The following is a 1,474-nucleotide window of genomic DNA, read 5'->3' as shown; positions in this document are numbered from 1 at the left end:
CACTGATGCGGAGGGAAATAGTACTGAGACAAAATTCAGTATCAAAGTTGTAGATACGACAGCACCGACGGTGAAAGGAATTAGTGACCAAACCAAAGAAGTGAATACTGAAATTGATAACATCGAGATCAGTGCTACAGATAATAGTGGCGAAGTAGTAACAAATAAAGTCAGCGGTCTACCGGAAGGAGTAACATTTGACCCTAGAACAAACACAATAAGCGGTGTAGCCACAAAAGTCGGCACCTATCCAATCGTAGTGATAAGCACTGACATTGAGGGTAATAGTGTCGAGACAAAATTCAGTATCAAGGTCGTAGATACGACAGCACCGACGGTGAAAGAGATAAGTGATTAAACCAAAGAAGTGAATACTGAAATTGATAACATCAAGATCAGTGCTACAGATAATAGTGGCGAAGTAGTAACAAATAAAGTCAGCGGTCTGCCGGAAGGAGTAACGTTTAATCCATCAACAAATACAATAAGCGGCATAGCCACAAAAGTCGGCACCTATCCAATCGTAGTGATAAGCACTGACACTGAGGGTAATAGTGTCGAGACAAAATTCAGTATCAAGGTCGTAGACACGACAGCACCGACGGTGAAAGAGATCAGTGACCAAACTAAAGAAGTGAATACTGAAATTGATAACATCGAGATCAGTGCTACAGATAATAGTGGCGAAGTAGTAACAAATAGAGTCAGAGGCTTACCAAGCGGAGTAACGTTTGATTCTAGAACAAATACAATAAGCGGTGTAGCGACGAAGGTCGGCACCTATCCAATCGTAGTGATAAGCACTGACGCTGAGGGTAATAGTGTTGAGACAAAATTCAGTATCAAAGTTGTAGATACAACGGCACCGACGGTAAAAGAGATAAGTGACCAAACCAAAGAGGTGAATACCGCTATAGACGAAATTGTGATAGATGCCACAGATAATAGTGGCCAAGCAGTGACAAATAAAGTCAGCGGTCTGCCGGAAGGAGTAACGTTTAATCCATCAACAAATACAATAAGCGGCGTAGCCACAAAAGTCGGCACCTATCCAATCGTAGTGATAAGCACTGACGCTGAGGGTAATAATGTCGAGACAAAATTCAGTATCAAAGTTGTAGATACGACAGCACCGACGGTGAAAGAGATAAGTGATCAAACCAAAGAAGTGAATACTGAAATTGATAACATCAAGATTGATGCGAAAGATAATAGCGGCCAGCCAGTAACAAACACAGTCAGTGGCTTACCAAGCGGAGTGACATTTGATCCGACAACAAATACAATAAGCGGCATAGCCACAAAAGTTGGAACTTATCCAATTGTAGTGACAAGCACTGATGATGATGGTAATAGTACTGAGACAAAATTCAATATCAAAGTTGTAGATACGACAGCACCGACGGTGAAAGAGATTAGCGATCAAACCAAAGAGGTAAATACCGCAATCGATAACATCGAGATCAGTGCTACA

The 1,474-nt window shown here is 41.5% G+C and carries 2 protein-coding genes; both read left to right on the top strand.

What is annotated here, in order from left to right; translation table 11 throughout:
- On the top strand, nucleotides 1-358 hold a 358-nt coding region (locus CD041_RS09340; RefSeq protein WP_219727429.1), incomplete at its 5' end, for a putative Ig domain-containing protein.
- Between the two features lie 9 nt (nucleotides 359-367).
- Nucleotides 368-1,474, top strand: a 1,107-nt coding sequence (locus tag CD041_RS09335; protein ID WP_219727428.1) for a putative Ig domain-containing protein, incomplete at its 3' end; no start/stop codon positions are given.

This window comes from Staphylococcus lugdunensis (assembly GCF_002901705.1).
In the GTDB taxonomy this organism is placed as follows: domain Bacteria; phylum Bacillota; class Bacilli; order Staphylococcales; family Staphylococcaceae; genus Staphylococcus; species Staphylococcus lugdunensis.
The sequence above is the reverse complement of the archived record's forward strand: the minus strand, read 5'-3'. Positions and strand labels throughout refer to the sequence as shown.